At 60.0% G+C, this 16,919-nt stretch carries 12 protein-coding genes, 1 tRNA gene and 3 rRNA genes; all 16 read left to right on the plus strand.

What is annotated here, in order from left to right; all coding sequences use genetic code 11:
• The 16 genes from DW123_RS03405 to rrf all read left to right on the plus strand — a co-directional run bounded on the left by DW123_RS03405 (position 1) and on the right by rrf (position 16,836).
• Positions 1 to 498 (plus strand): PTS sugar transporter subunit IIB, encoded by a 498-nt coding sequence (locus DW123_RS03405; RefSeq protein ID WP_118259698.1) that lies wholly within the window; start codon positions 1 to 3, stop codon positions 496 to 498.
• A 3-nt stretch (positions 499 to 501) separates the two neighbouring features.
• Complete coding sequence (locus DW123_RS03410) at positions 502 to 1,284, plus strand: PTS sugar transporter subunit IIC (protein WP_118259700.1); 783 nt, start codon at positions 502 to 504, stop codon at positions 1,282 to 1,284.
• The gene (locus tag DW123_RS03415; RefSeq protein WP_118273534.1) at positions 1,285 to 2,154 is read left to right on the plus strand and encodes a PTS system mannose/fructose/sorbose family transporter subunit IID; all 870 of its coding nucleotides are present in this window, start codon (positions 1,285 to 1,287) and stop codon (positions 2,152 to 2,154) included.
• 126 nt (positions 2,155 to 2,280) lie between these two features.
• Positions 2,281 to 3,330 carry a zinc-binding dehydrogenase gene (locus DW123_RS03420; protein WP_118273533.1) on the plus strand — a complete coding sequence of 350 codons (1,050 nt, stop codon included), beginning with the start codon at positions 2,281 to 2,283 and terminating at the stop codon, positions 3,328 to 3,330.
• Between the two features lie 2 nt (positions 3,331 to 3,332).
• A complete protein-coding gene (locus tag DW123_RS09470) occupies positions 3,333 to 4,817 on the plus strand; it encodes a xylulokinase (RefSeq protein WP_233540169.1) in 1,485 nt (494 codons plus the stop codon).
• Between the two features lie 63 nt (positions 4,818 to 4,880).
• Positions 4,881 to 5,741, plus strand: a complete 861-nt coding sequence (locus tag DW123_RS03435; protein ID WP_118273531.1) for a class II aldolase — start codon at positions 4,881 to 4,883, stop codon at positions 5,739 to 5,741.
• 124 nt (positions 5,742 to 5,865) lie between these two features.
• Positions 5,866 to 6,549, plus strand: coding sequence for an MBL fold metallo-hydrolase (locus DW123_RS03440; protein WP_118273530.1), 684 nt, complete (start codon positions 5,866 to 5,868; stop codon positions 6,547 to 6,549).
• 195 nt (positions 6,550 to 6,744) lie between these two features.
• Complete coding sequence (gene fba / locus DW123_RS03445) at positions 6,745 to 7,611, plus strand: class II fructose-1,6-bisphosphate aldolase (RefSeq protein WP_118273529.1); 867 nt, start codon at positions 6,745 to 6,747, stop codon at positions 7,609 to 7,611.
• Positions 7,612 to 7,960: 349 nt separating this feature from the next.
• On the plus strand, positions 7,961 to 9,394 hold the full coding sequence (locus DW123_RS03450; protein ID WP_118273528.1) for a transglutaminase-like domain-containing protein: 1,434 nt from the start codon (positions 7,961 to 7,963) through the stop codon (positions 9,392 to 9,394).
• Positions 9,395 to 9,433: 39 nt separating this feature from the next.
• Positions 9,434 to 9,520, plus strand: a tRNA-Leu gene (locus DW123_RS03455).
• Positions 9,521 to 9,952: 432 nt separating this feature from the next.
• Positions 9,953 to 10,522 carry a translation initiation factor IF-3 gene (gene infC, locus DW123_RS03460; RefSeq protein WP_117734493.1) on the plus strand — a complete coding sequence of 190 codons (570 nt, stop codon included), beginning with the start codon at positions 9,953 to 9,955 and terminating at the stop codon, positions 10,520 to 10,522.
• A gap of 32 nt (positions 10,523 to 10,554) precedes the next feature.
• Positions 10,555 to 10,746, plus strand: coding sequence for a 50S ribosomal protein L35 (gene rpmI, locus DW123_RS03465; protein WP_117734492.1), 192 nt, complete (start codon positions 10,555 to 10,557; stop codon positions 10,744 to 10,746).
• Between the two features lie 47 nt (positions 10,747 to 10,793).
• Positions 10,794 to 11,153: a 50S ribosomal protein L20 gene (gene rplT / locus DW123_RS03470; protein WP_006234421.1), complete on the plus strand. Its 360-nt coding sequence runs from the start codon at positions 10,794 to 10,796 to the stop codon at positions 11,151 to 11,153.
• Positions 11,154 to 11,689: 536 nt separating this feature from the next.
• Positions 11,690 to 13,196: ribosomal RNA gene (locus DW123_RS03475) — 16S ribosomal RNA — on the plus strand.
• Between the two features lie 402 nt (positions 13,197 to 13,598).
• Positions 13,599 to 16,573 (plus strand): 23S ribosomal RNA (locus DW123_RS03480).
• Positions 16,574 to 16,720: 147 nt separating this feature from the next.
• Positions 16,721 to 16,836 (plus strand): 5S ribosomal RNA (gene rrf / locus DW123_RS03485).
• Together the 16S, 23S and 5S rRNA genes form the textbook arrangement of a ribosomal RNA operon.
• Positions 16,837 to 16,919 lie beyond the last annotated feature (83 nt).

Genomic DNA, 16,919 nt, shown 5'->3' on the forward strand with positions numbered 1-16,919 from the left:
ATGAGAAACGTTGTATTGGCCCGCGTCGATGACCGCCTGATCCATGGTGAGGTCGTAAGCGTGTGGACCCCCAATCTTTCGGCAAACTGCATTCTGGTTGCCGACGACGCCGTGGCCCAAGATAAGTTCAACGTGCGCGTGCTCAAGTCGCTCGCGCCCGACGGTGTCAAGGTCTTTGTGGCAACGGTCGAGGGCGCCATCAAGGGTCTGCTTAAGGACCCGGTTCCCGGAGAGCGAGTGCTTGTTCTCACCAAGAGCCCCATTGCCTATGCCCGCATGGTGGCTGCCGGCGTGCCCATCAAGGAGGTTAACCTGGGCGGTATGGGCATCCGCGGCGAGCGCAAACCGTTTATCAAGAACGTTGCCGCCGATCCGGACGAGGTCGTCGCTATCGAGCAGATGCGCGCTGCTGGTGTTCACGTGTACTACCAGCTCGTCCCCGAGCAAGCGGTCATCGAAGTCGACGATGCCCTTGCGCGCGCTCACGAGGGGGAGTAAGCCATGACCATCATCCAAGCCCTTCTTTTGGGCGTGCTGTATTGGCTCGCCGTGGGCAACCTTCCGTTTGTAGGCCTTTGGTCGGTGCAGCGCCCGCTCGTCTGCGGCCTTATCGCCGGTTGCATCCTAGGCGATCCGGTTGCCGGAGCTGTTACCGGCGGTACCATCAACCTGGTATATCTGGGCTTTATCTCTGCGGGTGGCTCGATGCCGGCCGATATGGCGCTTGCGGGCATCCTCGGTACGGCCTATGCCATCACGGGTGGCCTTTCTGCCGAGACCGCACTTGCCCTTGCCGTGCCCATCGGCATTCTTGGCACCATCGTCTGGTATCTGCGCATGACCTTTGACTCGGTTTTCGTCCATATGGCCGACGGCTTTATCGAGCAGGGTAAATTCGATCGCATCTGGATTGCTAACGTGGCGCTTCCCCAGGTCTTTGCCTTTGTCATCACGGTGATCCCCTGCACGGTCGCGGCATATTTTGGCGCGGCGTACATTCAGTCGTTTATTGACATGATGTCGGGCCCCGTCCTCACGGTGTTCCAGGTCATCGGTGGCCTCATGCCCGCCCTCGGCATTGCTATCACGCTCCAGTACATCTTCAAGGGCGAGGCGATCGTATTCCTGTTCCTTGGTTTTGTCCTTGCAGTGTATTCGGGCCTCGGCCTTCTTCCCCTGGGCGTTATCGCGCTTATCACCGCCGTGGTCTATGTTCAGCTCTCCGCCAAGAGTGAGGCTCAGGCCGCAGCCCCCGCTATCGAAGACGATGAGGAGGAGTTTTAAATGGCTTCCGATACCAAAAAGACTGAGGACGGCCTTGCCCGCAAAGGCGGCCTTGTCTCCAAGCGTTCGCTCAAGCGCTCTTGGTTAATTTGGGAGATGTTCCCCCAGACCTGCTATAACTACGAGCGCATGATGGGCCAGGCTGTTGCCCACACCTTCGTTCCCGTGGTGAAGGAGCTCTATAAGGACGATCCCGAGAAGCAGCGCGAGCTCATGAAGCGAGAGAGCGAGTTCTTCAACGTGCATGTTGAGTTTGGCTCGTGCATCCTCGGCATGGCAATCGCCATGGAAGAGGAAAAGGCCCAAGGCGCCCCCATCCCCAACGAGTTCATCACCAACATCAAGACCTCGCTCATGGGTCCTCTTGCTGGCGTGGGCGACACCATCTGGCAGGGCGTCGTCATCCCGATCCTCCTGGGAATCTGCATCGACCTGACCCGTATGGGCGGCGGTAACATCTGGGGAGCCATTCTGTACGCGGTGCTTATCCTCCTGGCTGCATTTGCCCTTTCGTACGCCAACTTTATGTTTGGCTATCGCGCGGGGTCGGAGGCTGTGGTCGACTTCTTGGAGAAGGGCACGCTCAACCGCATTCTCAAGGGCGCCTCGATCATGGGTTGCATGGTTATGGGCGGCCTGATCGTCAATTATGTTTCGGTTACCTGCGGCATCGAGTTTTCGAGTGCAGGCACGGCATTTAACCTTCAGACCGACCTGTTTGACACCATCATGCCCAAGATCTTGCCGCTTGCGGCGACGATGGGTATCTACGCGCTGCTCAAGCGTCGCTGGTCGTCCATCAAGATTATCGGTCTCATCATCGTTATCGGCATCGTCTGCGGCCTGACCGGCATCCTCACGTTCGTTTAGAGCACAATCTGCGGAAGTATCTCCGCTTTTCCCAATCCACCTAAACCAAATCACTTCCAAAAACGTGTCCGTCAGGACACTGGGGGAGTGCTGTCAAAAAACGTCCAACCATAAAGGAGATCAACCATGAAAGCCATGCTCATGCATAAACCGGGCGATGTCCGCCTGACCGAGCTCCCCACGCCCGAGCCAGCGGCTGACGAGGTACTCATAGCGATCAAAGCGTCGGGTATCTGCACCAACGATGTGCGCGACTACCATGGCGACTGCAGCTACTCCTATCCGCGTATCGGCGGGCATGAGTATTGCGGAACCATCGTCAAGATGGGCGACGCTGTCAATCCCAAACACTTTCAGGTGGGCCAGAACGTGGTCTCCTATATCATCGAGGATTGTCACGAGTGCAATCTGTGCAAGACGGGCAATGAGAATATCTGCCTGGATCATCTTGAGAGCAAGGTCTTCCACAACCCCGATGGCATCTCGGGCTATTGCGGCTTTGCGGAGTACATCACGGCAAAGGCTGATGATCTGATCGCCTATGAGGAAGAGACCAGCTTTACCAAGATGGCCTTTACCGAGCCCCTCGCCTGCTGCGTTAACAGCATCAATCGCTGCGATATCCGCTTTGGCCAGGACGTGGCAGTTGTGGGCGGTGGCACGATGGGCCTTCTGCACGTGATGCTTTTGGTCCGCAAGGGTGCGCGCGTTATCGTGAGCGAGCCTTTGGCGGAGCGCCGGGAGCTTGCGCTCAAACTGGGCGCATATGCCGCCATCGACCCTATGGAGTCCGATCCCGTGGAGCGCGTGCGCGAGCTCACCCGTGGCCAGGGTGCCGATTTCGTGTTCAACACGTGCGCCCACCCCAAGATCGCCGTCCAGGCCATTGACATGATGGCTCCCTGCGGAACCTGCATGATGTTCAGCTCGATTCATCCGCGCGAGAACATCCCTGTCGACGTAAGCGCGCTCCATACCTTCCAAAAGACGGTGACCGGCGCCGTGAGCCCCACGGTTCGTGCGTACTACGAAGCCGTTCAGCTCATCGACAAGGGTATTATCGACCCGCTTCCCGTGCTTGAGGGAGTGTTTGATTACACGGATTTCCAGTCGGCTATGGACACGGCATGCCGTCCCGATACCTACAAGGTCGTCGTGAAGTTTGGCGAGTGGTAACGATGGGCGGCTCGAGTGCTTCGGGAGCGCCGGTTGTTTTAGGCATCGATCTCGGCACCTCCTCGGTCAAGGTCATCGCATTGTGCGGAAGCTCGGTTGTAGCGGAAGCATCAAAGTCCTATGAGATATCGAGCCCGCAGCCGGGCTGGCGCGAGATAGACCCTGCGCTTTGGTGGGAGGCAAGCAAGGCTGCTGTCGCCGAGGTTGCTTCAAAGGTCGACGGTGATATCTCTGCCATCGGCGTAACCGGCCAGATGCATACGCTCGTGCCGATTGATGTGGAGGGTGCGCCGGTGCGTCCTGCCCTCATGTGGAACGACGTGCGCACGGCAGATTTGGTTCCGCGGGTCCGTGCAAGCCTCAATGCGGCGGGAGAGGACTATCTTGCGCGTTTGGTGAGCACGGGGAGCCCGGCGGCAAACCTCGTATGGCTTAAAACCCAGGAGCCGGCGTCATTTGCAAAGCTTGACCGCTTTTTGATTGGGCCGGACTGGATCGTTTTCAAGCTTACCGGGTCCGTTGAGACCGATTATTGCGAGGCCTCGACATCTTCGCTTTTCAACCTCGAGGAGTGGGCGTGGTCGGAGCGCGCTTGCGTTTCTCTGGGGATCCCACAGAGTATTCTGCCGCCCGTGCGCGGAGCCGCGCAGGTTGCTGGGCACGTGTGTGACGGGCTTGCCGAAGAGCTCGGAATCCCCGCCGGGATTCCGGTCGTTCACGGCACGGGCGATAATCCGGCAGCCGCCGTCACGACGGGATGCCTCGTGCAGGGGCGAACCGTCATCTCGCTCGGCACCTCCGGCGTTCTCATGGCGCGCCGCGATACCCCCGATTTTTCTGCGCGCGGCAAGAACATCCTGTTCTCCGCGGACGGCAAGGACGTTCGTTGCCTGGTTCAGGGTGCGATTCAATCCTGCGGCTCCACGCGTTCTTGGCTTATCGAGCGCATCTTGCAGGCCTCGTCGTATGACGGCGTCGACGGCCAGGCCGATGCTTCTCGGGCGGGAACGGGCGAGCTTCTGTTTTTCCCGCATATGACGGGCGAGAAGACCCTCTTTGCCGATCCGTCCCTGCGCGGTGCGTTTATCGGCTTGACGCCCGAGACGTCTCGGGCAGACCTCGACCTTGCGGTCATGGAGGGCATCGCATACGGCTTCCGTCAGCTTGCGTCTGAGATGGCCATCCCGCTCGACGTGCGCGAGCCCTTGCTTGCCGTGGGCGGAGGTGCTCGGTCTTCGACCTGGCTCCAGGTTTTGGCAGACGTCCTCAAATGCCCGATTCAGCGCGTCGAGGGACCAAGCGGCGCTGCTGTTGGAGCCGCAGTGCTTGCCCTTACCGGGGCGCTCGGATGCCCCGAGCCCGAGGTCGTGAGCTTTGGAGCCGTGTTTGAACCTGGTGCCGCTGCTGACAACCATGACAGGAAGTACAAGAGGTACTTGCATATCCGTGAGGCGCTCAAAAGTATCCCCTCTGAGTACGACCTCTGATTATCCCCATACCTGTTTATAAAGACCGCCGGCTTGCCGGCGGATGAGTGGAAGGAAGCCACTATGCCCCTCATCGATATGAACTCTCTCATCGAGATCGCCAAGAAGGGAGACATAATGCTCCCGGCGTTCAATACCACCAACATGGAAATGACGCTCGCTATCATGGACGCCTTCGAGGCCAACGGCATGCCCGGCATCGTCCAGATCGCGCCGACCAACGTGAAGCTTACCGGCTACGACTACATCTCCGAGGTTGCCCATCGCGCCATCCACGACTACACCGTCCCCATGGCGCTCCACCTCGACCACGGCAAGACGCTCGACGACGTGCGTCGCGCCGTGGAGGCCGGCTTCACCTCCGTCATGATCGACGGCGCCGCCCTGCCTTTCGAGGAGAACGTCCGTTTCAGCCGCCGCGCCGTGGACTACTGCCATGCGAGCGGGGTTTCGGTCGAGGCCGAGCTCGGCGCCATCCGCGGCAAGGAGGATGACCACGTCTCCGAGGCGGATTGCAAGACCGACCCCGCGGAGGTGGCCGAGTACGTAGGGCGCGTGGGTTGCGACACGCTCGCCGTCTCCATCGGCAACGTCCACGGCCTGGAGGACACGCCCAAGATCGACCTTGATCACCTGGCCAAGATCGCCGCGGTCTGCCCCTGCCCGCTTGTGCTCCATGGCGGTTCCGGCATCCCGTTTGAGACCATTGCCGCGATGAAGCAGTACGGCATGGTCAAGATCAACATCGCGAGCGACCTGCGCCAGGCCTACATCCGCGCCGTCGCCGCCGCGCATGACAAGAACCCCAACGAGGCCAACCTCGCCAAGGTCCTCATGGACGCCCGTGCGGCCGTCACCGAGGTCGCACGCAAGACGCAGCTCGGCATCAACGGCATGCTTGATGCGAAAGACCTCGCAGCATAAAACGAGAGCTGACATTTCATTAAATAACGCTGTCAACATATGTGAAACTACAGGGTATGTGAAACTACAGGGAGTCCCGGAGTTGCCGGGGCTCTCTGTTTTCCTGTGAGATGAGGCGGTATATATGAAAACGCTTGAGCTGGATCTGACGCCATCCGGATCACTCTCGATCGAATGTGTGGTCAACGGGCCTATCGAGACCAACAGCTACTTTGTGGGCTCGGCGGGCAAGTGGGTCGTGGTCGACCCCGCTTGGAATGGTGAGCTTCTGGTTGAGCACTTCAAGCAGGCGCATCCCTCGGATGAGCTTTTTGGTGCGGTTTGCACCCATGGACACGCCGACCATGTGGGTGGCGTTGCCGGCGTGCGCGCGGCACTCGGCGGGGACGCCCTGTACGCTCTTCCAGCCAAAGATGTCGAGGTGCCTGCAAAAAACATCGCTGAGCAACGAAGCATTTGGGGGATTGATACGCCCAGTCCCAGCGAACCAACGCGTCTGCTTTCCGAAGGGGATTCAATCGCGGTAGGGGATTGCCGCCTGCAGGTCATCGAGGTCCCCGGTCATACCCCGGGCGGCATCGTGCTCTTTGCGGCCGCCGAAAACGGCAACGTTGCCTTTGTTGGCGACACGCTATTCCCCGGTAGCCATGGCCGCACCGATCTTGCCGGCGGAGACGAGGCGGCAATCCTGCGCTCGCTCTCCAAGCTCGCCCGGCTTCTCCCGCCCGATACCGTTTGCTTAACGGGCCATGGCGATTCGACCACCATGGCACGCGAGCTCATGCAGAACCCTTTCATGCAGGTGTAGCTTTATAGTCAGCTTCCGAAGCACGAGGAACGTCCAAACGTCAAGTTATTTTTCCCCAACGGGTCGATTCCGTAGGGCAAACGGTCAAAAAAAGTCTGTTTGGACGATATTCGTGAACAAACGAACGTTTATGCTCGGGTGCGCCGTGGTAAAATCTCAGGCGTTATCGGAGCAACCTTACAGGAGGTTTCTTTTATGCTCGTCAACGCAGCAGACATGCTCAAGAAGGCCGAGGCCGGCAAGTACGCTCTCGGTGCCTTCAACACCAACAACCTCGAGTGGACCCTGGCAGTGCTTCAGGCCGCCGAGGAGGCCAAGTCTCCGCTGATCCTTCAGTGCACCGCTGGTGCCGCTAAGTGGATGGGCGGTTTCAAGGTCTGCGCCGACATGGTCAAGGCTGCCGTCGAGGCTACGGGCGTTACCGTTCCCGTCGCCCTTCACCTCGATCACGGTTCTTACGAGGACTGCTTCAAGTGCATCGAGGCCGGCTTCACGTCCATCATGTATGACGGCTCTCACGAGGAGACCTTCCAGCTTAACCTCGACCGCACCAAGGAGCTCGTTGAGCTTGCCCACTCCAAGGGCATGTCCATCGAGGCCGAGGTCGGCGGCATTGGCGGCACCGAGGACGGCGTGACCTCCAACGGCGAGCTCGCTGACCCCGCTGAGTGCAAGCAGATTGCTGATCTGGGCGTCGACTTCCTCGCCTGCGGCATCGGCAACATCCATGGCGTGTACCCCGCTGACTGGGCTGGCCTTTCCTTCGAGCGCCTGGGCGAGATCAAGGCCCAGACCGGCGACCTGCCCCTCGTTCTGCACGGTGGTACCGGCATTCCCGAGGATCAGATCAAGAAGGCCATCTCCCTGGGCATCTCCAAGATCAACGTCAACACCGACCTTCAGCTCGTCTTCGCCAAGGGCGTTCGCGAGTACATCGAGGCTGGCAAGGATCAGCAGGGCAAGGGCTTTGACCCCCGCAAGCTCCTCAAGCCTGGTCGCGACAACATCGTTGCCCGCACCAAGGAGCTCATGGAGGAGTTTGGCTCCGTCAACAAGGCGTAAGCGTCGCTAAACTTCCCGCCGGAAGCCCCGTCTCCCTACACTGTTTCCTTTGCGCTCACCTGGCTTCGCCAGAAGTCGCGCCAAGGAAACAGTTCCGGGGGACGGGGCTTCCTTCGTTTAGCGCCGCAGGGTTACAAGTCTGAATTAAGATGGCTACTGGCTTCGCCAGAAGTCGCGCAATGGGAAAAGCTCCGGGCGAACGGGGCCTACTTCGTTAACTCGCTACAGGGTTACTGGGCTGAGATAATTGAATTGATACCGTTTATCGGTGTTGAGGGCTCCTTGGTTGGGGGCTTTGTTTTTATGTCGGTACAATGGGCTCAGGTTGTCGTTCTACTTGGGAGTGGTTATGGCTGTTATTGATATTTTGCCTGCTGACGGGAAGGTTGTTGCCGAGGGTCCCGTTGGGTGCTCTGTTGAGGTTTGCGACGATGATTTCCGTCATCTCGATATCGGATTGCCGCCTGAGATTCTTCGTCTCAAGGATGCTGGATATCTGACACAGGCGGTTGCGGCTTGCGATCGTCTTTTGAAGCAGAATCCTGATCCCTCGTTAGCCGCCTGCGTTCGTGCCGAGCGGTATCGCATGATCGAGACGCCGCTTCATTTTTCGGTGTCGCGCGATCGGGCCATTGCGATGATTCGCGAGGAGTGGCCTGAGTTTACCGAAGAGCAGTTTGACGACCTGATTGACCGCAATCGTATCGATTGGCGCCTTATCGATGGTGAACTGTTTGTTCTCGATAACTTCCTCGATTCACTTCGCGTGTACCCCAAGGAGGTTCCGGGCCTGCGCCCCGATCCTACGGATAGCATTGCGCTGCGCAACCAGATGCTCGAGGAGATGGAAACGCAGGGCGGCCTGTCTCGCGCCATCACGCTTAAGGCGTCCATGTCTGTCCCCGGTGCTTTGGAGGGAGAGACCGTCCGCGCGTGGCTACCCGTTGCCGCCGCCTGTCGTCAACAGTCTTATATCGAGGTTCTCGATATGACGCCGGAGGGTGCTGTTGCTCCCGCGAACGCTTCGGCGCGTACTGCCTCGTGGTCTTCTTCGAGTGAGCGCTCATTCTCGGTGACCTATCGTTATCAAATCGATGCCGCTTATCACGATATCTATGGGGGTGCGCTTCCGGCGCATCCGTGTATGGACACACCGCTGCCCGAGGACATTTCCGAGAACCGTCCACACATTGCGTTCACGCCGTATCTGCAGCAGCTGACTGAGCGTGTCGTTGACGGGCTCGAGGACCAGCTCGATCGAGCTCGGGCTATCTATGATTACTTGACGCTGCATATCGATTATCGCTATCAGCCGCCGTATCTGCTTTTGGGCTCCATCGCCGATGACTGTGCGCATTCGCTTCGCGGTGATTGTGGCGTTATGGCGCTCACGTTTATCACCATGTGCCGCATTGCCGGTGTGCCCGCCCGCTGGCAGAGCGGCCTGTACGTTGCGCCCGACTCGGTGGGGCCGCATGACTGGGCGGAGTTTTATACGCCGCAGACTGGCTGGCTCAACGCCGATGTCTCGTTTGGTTCCTCGGCGCGTAGGATGGGGGAGGAATGGCGCCGCCGCCACTATTTTGGTAACCTCGATCCGTGGCGCATGGTGGCAAATTCCCGGTTCCAGGCAGGGTTTGAACCCGTCTTCGACGGTATGCGCGAGGATCCCTATGACAACCAGATGGGGGAGGTCTCGGTCGACGGTCGTGGATGCCGTCGGCGCGAGATGCTCCGTTCGGTCGAGCTCATCGAAATGCTCGAAGTTCCATTTTCGGACTAATCAACAGAAAGCTGTGATAAACTAACTCACGCATTACGTGCCCGAGTGGCGGAATTGGCAGACGCAGTGGACTCAAAATCCACCGTTGGCAACAACGTGCGAGTTCGAGTCTCGCCTCGGGCACCATACATGCAGCTGAGCGTTCAAGGGGGTCAAGGCCCCCTTTTTCGTGCCGAACTCGCGTGAGCGCGCGAAACGTTAAGCAAACAGGCCGGCGGCCTGTTTGTAGCGGAGCGTGGCGAGGGCGCTATGCGCCCGAAGCCCGGGGTTTCGCAAAGCGAAAGCCCTTCGAGTCTCGCCTCGGGCACCATACATGCAGCTGAGCGTTCAAGGGGGCCGCGAACCCCTTTTTCGTGTACGTAATGTGATAACGCGCTGTCCGTGTTATTATCGCCAAGGCGTTGTTCCCGCAATGCCCTAAAGAGGAACCCGAGGGTTCCCACCTTTTGGCGCCAATGAGCAGCTGACTGGTTATACAACTTAGATTTACTTCCTCATTTCGAGGACGTCTATGTGTATGACCTGGTTGCAAAGAAGCGCCGGGTTATTTTTTTATGAATGGAGGTAGGGAAAATAGCTAAGTCTGATGACACCCGCATCAACGACGAGATCACTGCATCTTCGTGCCGTTTGATTGGCGTCGATGGCTCTCAGCTCGGCCTGTTCGCCATCCGCGATGCCCAGCGCGTCGCTGACGATCAGGGTCTCGACCTAGTCGAGATCGCTCCCAACGCGGAGCCGCCGGTCTGCAAGGTCATGGACTACGGTAAGTTCAAGTACCAGCAGGCCATGAAGGCCAAGGCTGCTCGTAAGAACCAGTCTAAGGTCGAGGTCAAGGAAATGAAGTTCCGACCCAAGATCGATGTTGGCGACTACGAGACCAAGAAGGGCCACGTTCTGCGTTTCCTCAAGAAGGGCGCACGCGTTAAGATCACCATCATGTTCCGCGGCCGTGAGATGGCTCACCCGGAGCAGGGTCTTAACGTTCTCGAGCGTCTCGCCGAGGATCTCAAGCCTTACGCTACGGTCGAGTCCAAGCCTAAGATGGAAGGCCGTAACATGCTTATGCTGCTCGCCCCGATTAAGGGCGCTTTCGATGAGGAAAAAGCGGCAAACGATACTAAGTAACTAGTGTTCTGTAACCGATTAAGGAGTATTTCATGCCTAAGATGAAGTCCCACAGCGGCACCAAGAAGCGTTTCCGCAAGACTGGTACCGGCAAGCTCATGCGCGCCAAGGCTTTCAAGAGCCACATCCTGAGCAAGAAGTCCACCAAGCGTAAGCGTGGCTTCCGCAAGGAGACCGAGATCGCCGCTGCCGACCGCAAGGTCATTAAGTCGCGTCTCGCCTAAGTTCGCGTTCCCTTTTTTTCGTTTTACCGTCTAGGAGTTGATAGAACATGGCACGTATTAAGCGCGCTGTTGCCGCCAAGAAGAAGCGCCGTACCGTTATGCACCGTGCGAAGGGTTACTACGGTGCCGCTTCGCGTACTTACAAGCATGCTAAAGAGCAGGTCCAGCACTCCCTGCAGTATCAGTATCGTGATCGCCGCAACAAGAAGCGCGAGATCCGTTCTCTCTGGATCACCCGTATCAACGCTGCCGCTCGCCTGAACGACATTTCTTATTCTCAGTTCATGCACGGCCTGAAGGTTGCCGGCATTGAGCTCGACCGCAAGGTCCTGGCTCAGATGGCTTACGAGGACATCGAGTCCTTCAACGAGCTGGCCACCATTGCCAAGAAGGCTCTCGAGGCCTAATAGATTCTCTTGAATCGCTAGGGGAGTGTCGCGTTGTGCGCGGCGCTCCCTCTTTTTATCTGAAGCGCGGTTTACATTGCTAAAAGCGCGGGTAGATAGACACCTACAGGTGACCGATCTCTATATATTCCTGAACCAAAGGGTCATCATCTGATACGTGCGGAAGATCCGCACCGGTCTTTCTATTGCCTATAGAAAGCAATATATTGTGTAGGACTTGTGAAGAGTGGAATTGACGTCCCACAGGGCTTCGCGGTCTGGCAATATATCTCCTTGCCGCGCGGCCCGGTCGGACCGGATCAGCCGCTAAGCGTGCACCTTGAGAACCGGATACTGCGAGGATGGACACACCAGATGTGTCGCATCCGGGCAGACATCGAACCTTTTGAAATGGTCTGACTTGGATTGTTTTTCGCAAGGCCGCCGCGAGGCGGCCCCGAGAAAATCCTTTTCCTATCAAGCAGAACCATATGAATCGAACGGAACCGATCAGTGAGTGACTGAGAGGACCGGACGGGCTCGAGGCCCATTTATTTTGGACGGAGAGTTCGATCCTGGCTCAGGATGAACGCTGGCGGCGCGCCTAACACATGCAAGTCGAACGGCACCCCTCTCCGGAGGGAAGCGAGTGGCGAACGGCTGAGTAACACGTGGAGAACCTGCCCCCTCCCCCGGGATAGCCGCCCGAAAGGACGGGTAATACCGGATACCCCGGGGTGCCGCATGGCACCCCGGCTAAAGCCCCGACGGGAGGGGATGGCTCCGCGGCCCATCAGGTAGACGGCGGGGTGACGGCCCACCGTGCCGACAACGGGTAGCCGGGTTGAGAGACCGACCGGCCAGATTGGGACTGAGACACGGCCCAGACTCCTACGGGAGGCAGCAGTGGGGAATCTTGCGCAATGGGGGGAACCCTGACGCAGCGACGCCGCGTGCGGGACGGAGGCCTTCGGGTCGTAAACCGCTTTCAGCAGGGAAGAGAAGAGACTGTACCTGCAGAAGAAGCCCCGGCTAACTACGTGCCAGCAGCCGCGGTAATACGTAGGGGGCGAGCGTTATCCGGATTCATTGGGCGTAAAGCGCGCGTAGGCGGCCCGGCAGGCCGGGGGTCGAAGCGGGGGGCTCAACCCCCCGAAGCCCCCGGAACCTCCGCGGCTTGGGTCCGGTAGGGGAGGGTGGAACACCCGGTGTAGCGGTGGAATGCGCAGATATCGGGTGGAACACCGGTGGCGAAGGCGGCCCTCTGGGCCGAGACCGACGCTGAGGCGCGAAAGCTGGGGGAGCGAACAGGATTAGATACCCTGGTAGTCCCAGCCGTAAACGATGGACGCTAGGTGTGGGGGGGCGATCCCCCCGTGCCGCAGCCAACGCATTAAGCGTCCCGCCTGGGGAGTACGGCCGCAAGGCTAAAACTCAAAGGAATTGACGGGGGCCCGCACAAGCAGCGGAGCATGTGGCTTAATTCGAAGCAACGCGAAGAACCTTACCAGGGCTTGACATATGGGTGAAGCGGGGGAGACCCCGTGGCCGAGAGGAGCCCATACAGGTGGTGCATGGCTGTCGTCAGCTCGTGTCGTGAGATGTTGGGTTAAGTCCCGCAACGAGCGCAACCCCCGCCGCGTGTTGCCATCGGGTGATGCCGGGAACCCACGCGGGACCGCCGCCGTCAAGGCGGAGGAGGGCGGGGACGACGTCAAGTCATCATGCCCCTTATGCCCTGGGCTGCACACGTGCTACAATGGCCGGTACAGAGGGATGCCACCCCGCGAGGGGGAGCGGATCCCGGAAAGCCGGCCCCAGTTCGGATTGGGGGCTGCAACCCGCCCCCATGAAGTCGGAGTTGCTAGTAATCGCGGATCAGCATGCCGCGGTGAATGCGTTCCCGGGCCTTGTACACACCGCCCGTCACACCACCCGAGTCGTCTGCACCCGAAGTCGCCGGCCCAACCGTCTAGGGGGGAGGCGCCGAAGGTGTGGAGGGTGAGGGGGGTGAAGTCGTAACAAGGTAGCCGTACCGGAAGGTGCGGCTGGATCACCTCCTTTCTAGGGAGATTCATTCTTAGAGAGAAAACACTTTAACTCGAATGGGGGGCAGGAGCCCGTCCGGTAGATGTCCGCCAGGATACGTCCCCGCAGCACCCGGTCCCCGGGGTCGCACCCGCGTACCTTGAGAGCCGCATAGCGATAGGAGAGAGATGGAAGAGAATCCTCTTCCAGACTCGATTCTTTTCTGCGATTTATCAGACAGAATGATAGCAATCATTCATCCGATCCAAACAAGAAGAATTCACTTATCAAATGAGTGAGGAGCATCTGATCGCGAGCACAGTCAACTACTGTGCCGCGGTATGAGATACCCGAATTGCGACATACGAGCGCTATTCATGATATCGATTAATTAGATTAATTAGCGACACGTGGATATCCCGCGGGCCCGGAGCGGTCCCGCAAGATACCACGGGCGCACGGCGGATGCCTTGGCACAGGGAGCCGATGAAGGACGCGGCAAGCTGCGATAATCCCCGGCGAGGAGCACACATCCTTCGACCCGGGGGTCTCCGAATGGGCGAACCCATCCGCAGAGGTGTGGATATCCCCCCGCTGAACGCATAGGCGGGGGGAGGACAACCCGGGGAACTGAAACATCTAAGTACCCGGAGGAGAGGAAATCAATCTCGAGACTCCCCGAGTAGCGGCGAGCGAAAGGGGACCGATGGCCAAACCGTCGAGCGGGGATACCCGGCAGGGGTTCCGCCGGCGGGGTTGCAGGGCCGCGCATCCGGGGGCTGCCGCCCCCGGGCGCAGGTCCGGCTGGGGAGCGGAACGGCATGGGAGGGCCGGCCGCAGCGGGTGACAGCCCCGTACGCGAACCCAGACCGGACGGCGCGACGCGGTCCCTGAGTAGGGCCGGGCACGTGAAACCCGGTCCGAACCTGGGTGGACCACCATCCAAGCCTGAGTACTACCCTGTGACCGATAGCGCACCAGTACCGTGAGGGAAAGGTGAAAAGCACCCCGGGAGGGGAGTGAAACAGTACCTGAAACCGTGCGCCCACGAGCAGTCGGAGCACCTATATGGTGTGACGGCGTGCCTTTTGTAGAATGAGCCAGCGAGTCGCTGGCGCGGGGCGAGGTTAACCGGAAGGGAGCCGAAGCGAAAGCGAGCCTTAACAGGGCGACTTGAGTCCCGCGCCGCGGACGCGAAGCCGGGTGAGCTATCCGTGGGCAGGCTGAAGCGGGGGTAAGACCCCGTGGAGGGCCGAACGCACGTCGGTTGAAAACGGCGGCGATGACCTGCGGATAGGGGTGAAAGGCCAATCAAACCCGGAGATATCTCGTTCTCCCCGAAATAGCTTTAGGGCTAGCGTCGCGCGTTCACCGCCGGAGGTAGAGCACCGGATGGACGAGGGGGCTTCGCCGCCTACCGAATCCAACCGAACTCCGAATGCCGGCGGCCCAGAGCGCGGCAGTCAGAGCATGTGGGCTAAGCTGTGTGCTCGAGAGGGAAACAGCCCGGACCGCCCGCTAAGGTCCCCAAGTTCCAGCCGAGTGGCAAAGGATGTGCGTCCGCCCAGACAACCAGGATGTTGGCTTAGAAGCAGCCATGCATTCAAAGAGTGCGTAACAGCTCACTGGTCGAGTGGACATGCGCCGACAATACACGGGGCTAAGCTGGACACCGAAGCGGCGGGATTTTACCTAAGTAGAATCGGTAGGGGAGCTTCCCATGGGCGGTGAAGCCGCCGGGCGACCGGCGGTGGAGCGCATGGGAGTGAGAATGCTGGCATGAGTAGCGAGAGACGAGAGAGTAACTCGTCCGCCGTGAACCCGAGGTTTCCTGGGCAAGGCTAATCCTCCCAGGGTCAGTCGGGGGCTAAGGCGAGGCCGGAAGGCGTAGCCGACGCGCAGCAGGCAGACATTCCTGCACCGCGCACGCGGCGCTACGACCGACGGGGCGACGGATGGGGGTGGCTCGGCGGGGTTCTGGACGTCCCCGTGATGGAGCGCGGCCCGCGGACCAGGGAAATCCGGTCCGCAGAAGGGCGAGGCTCCGGACGAAGCACTTAAGCGAAGCGAGTGAGCCCGAGGTCCCTAGAAAAACCCCTAGGCAGGCGCGTGCGCGCCCGTACCGCAAACCGACACAGGTGGGTGGGTAGAACATACCGAGGCGATCGGGTCAACCATGGTCAAGGAACTCGGCACAATGGCCCCGTAACTTCGGGAGAAGGGGTGCCCGCGCGTACGTGAACGGACTTGCTCCGGGAGCGGAGGCGGGCCGCAGTGGAGAGGCCCAAGCGACTGTTTACCAAAAACACAGGACTCTGCAGAAGCCGCAAGGCGACGTATAGGGTCTGACGCCTGCCCGGTGCCGGAAGGTCACGCGGAGGAGTTAGCGCATCGCGCGAAGCCCCGAAGCCAAGCCCCGGTAAACGGCGGCCGTAACTATAACGGTCCTAAGGTAGCGAAATTCCTTGTCGGGTAAGTTCCGACCTGCACGAAAGGCGCAACGACTTGGGCGCTGTCTCGACCATGGACCCGGTGAAATTGCACTGGTCGTGAAGATGCGACTTACCCGCGGAAGGACGGAAAGACCCCGTGAACCTTCACTGCAGCTTGGCATTGGCCGCTGGTCCCGCGTGTAGAGGATAGGCAGGAGGCATCGATCCGGAGGCGCCAGCCCCCGGGGAGCCGCCCTTGGAATACTGCCCTCGCGCGACCGGCGTCCTAACCCGAGGCCGTCAACCGGCTCGGGGACCGTGCCAGGCGGGCAGTTTGACTGGGGCGGTCGCCTCCTAAAGGGTAACGGAGGCGCGCGAAGGTCCGCTCGGGACGGTCGGCAACCGTCCTTTTGAATGCAAGAGTACAAGCGGGCTTGACTGCGAGGCCCACGAGCCGAGCAGGTGCGAAAGCAGGCTCTAGTGATCCGGCGGCCCCGAGTGGGTGGGCCGTCGCTCAACGGATAAAAGGTACTCCGGGGATAACAGGCTGATCTTGCCCAAGAGTCCACATCGACGGCAAGGTTTGGCACCTCGATGTCGGCTCATCGCATCCTGGGGCTGGAGCAGGTCCCAAGGGTACGGCTGTTCGCCGTTTAAAGCGGTACGCGAGCTGGGTTCAGAACGTCGTGAGACAGTTCGGTCCCTATCCTCCGTGGGCGCAGGAGAATCGATGGAGGCTGCCCCCAGTACGAGAGGACCGGGGTGGACGCACCTCCGGTGAACCGGTTGTCGACCAACGGCACGGCCGGGTAGCCGCGTGCGGCGCGGATAACCGCTGAAGGCATCTAAGCGGGAAGCCGTTCCAGGGATTAGTTCTCCTTCCGGTAAGGGCCCAGGTAGACTACCTGGTCGATAGACGGCAGGTGCAAGGCTGGCGACAGCCTCAGCCGAGCCGCACTAATCGCCCGAGCTCTTCCGGAACCGCACCTCGCGGCCCGCGGGACTTCGCGCTCCATGCGCGGTCCGGGCACGAGGATGCCCCCGAGTCGACTCCCCCCTATGCGCCATGCGGCCCCCAGGGCACGTAGATGAGACACCGGACACCGTAACGGTGGGCGCCGCCCACCGGTCAGCGGCCAGAGCATGGGGGGCACGCCCGGTCCCGTTCCGAACCCGGAAGCTAAGCCCCATCGCGCCGAGAGTACTGCGGGGCCAGCCCGTGGGAGGCCAGGGCGCCGCTGACCGGTGGACGGCACCGAGCCGTCAGAGGAAATGGAGAAGGGGGAGGCCTCGCGGCCTCCCCCTTTTTTGCGTTATAGACACGTTG

It is taken from the genome of Collinsella sp. AM10-26, from assembly GCF_003472525.1.
GTDB lineage: Bacteria > Actinomycetota > Coriobacteriia > Coriobacteriales > Coriobacteriaceae > Collinsella.

Excerpts from the sequence above, each read along its gene's own strand:
- DW123_RS03450 (WP_118273528.1), top strand. The coding sequence starts at position 7,961 with ATGGCTGTTATTGATATTTTGCCTGCTGACGGGAAGGTTGTTGCCGAG.
- DW123_RS03415 (WP_118273534.1), top strand. The coding sequence starts at position 1,285 with ATGGCTTCCGATACCAAAAAGACTGAGGACGGCCTTGCCCGCAAAGGC.
- infC (WP_117734493.1), top strand. The coding sequence starts at position 9,953 with ATGGAGGTAGGGAAAATAGCTAAGTCTGATGACACCCGCATCAACGAC.
- DW123_RS03405 (WP_118259698.1), top strand. The coding sequence starts at position 1 with ATGAGAAACGTTGTATTGGCCCGCGTCGATGACCGCCTGATCCATGGT.
- DW123_RS03435 (WP_118273531.1), top strand. The coding sequence starts at position 4,881 with ATGCCCCTCATCGATATGAACTCTCTCATCGAGATCGCCAAGAAGGGA.
- fba (WP_118273529.1), top strand. The coding sequence starts at position 6,745 with ATGCTCGTCAACGCAGCAGACATGCTCAAGAAGGCCGAGGCCGGCAAG.
- DW123_RS03420 (WP_118273533.1), top strand. The coding sequence starts at position 2,281 with ATGAAAGCCATGCTCATGCATAAACCGGGCGATGTCCGCCTGACCGAG.
- DW123_RS03410 (WP_118259700.1), top strand. The coding sequence starts at position 502 with ATGACCATCATCCAAGCCCTTCTTTTGGGCGTGCTGTATTGGCTCGCC.
- DW123_RS09470 (WP_233540169.1), top strand. The coding sequence starts at position 3,333 with ATGGGCGGCTCGAGTGCTTCGGGAGCGCCGGTTGTTTTAGGCATCGAT.
- rpmI (WP_117734492.1), top strand. The coding sequence starts at position 10,555 with ATGCCTAAGATGAAGTCCCACAGCGGCACCAAGAAGCGTTTCCGCAAG.
- rplT (WP_006234421.1), top strand. The coding sequence starts at position 10,794 with ATGGCACGTATTAAGCGCGCTGTTGCCGCCAAGAAGAAGCGCCGTACC.
- DW123_RS03440 (WP_118273530.1), top strand. The coding sequence starts at position 5,866 with ATGAAAACGCTTGAGCTGGATCTGACGCCATCCGGATCACTCTCGATC.